The sequence below is a fragment of the Polaromonas sp. P1_G2 genome, assembly GCF_056405515.1.
In genome coordinates this window covers 1-381 of record NZ_JBFUBY010001583.1, presented here as the reverse complement: position 1 = coordinate 381, position 381 = coordinate 1, and the positions used below count along the sequence as shown (strand labels likewise).

The following is a 381-nucleotide window of genomic DNA, read 5'->3' as shown; positions in this document are numbered from 1 at the left end:
GTCGTCGGTGGCGCTGCACGTGCTGCGCGGCATCGAGGAATTCCTCCTCAAGAGCACGACCCACGATATCGTCGTCCATACGCAGGCCGATACGGCGCTCTACTTGCTCAATCACAAGCGCGTTACGATCGTCGATTATGAGAACCGTTTCGGTGTCTCGATCATCATCGAGGCGGATGGCGCGCCTGGCGGCCCGCACTTCACCATCGAGCGTGGCGAAGCGGTCGAAAACCCGGTGAAGATCGACCAGCTCATCCACTTCCCCGTCGAGGAGGAAGAGGAGGACGATATTCCGGTCGAGGAAGAGGAAGTCGACGAGGCCGAGGAGAAGCCCGTCGCTGCTCAGGCCGCACCGGCGCAGCAGTCCAGCCAGCCGCAAAG

Annotated in this window: 1 pseudogene; it reads left to right on the top strand. The window is 61.9% G+C overall.

Annotated elements, in window-relative coordinates:
* Positions 1-381 (top strand): annotated as a pseudogene (locus tag AC1D0P_RS31645) (hypothetical protein); the annotation flags it as partial.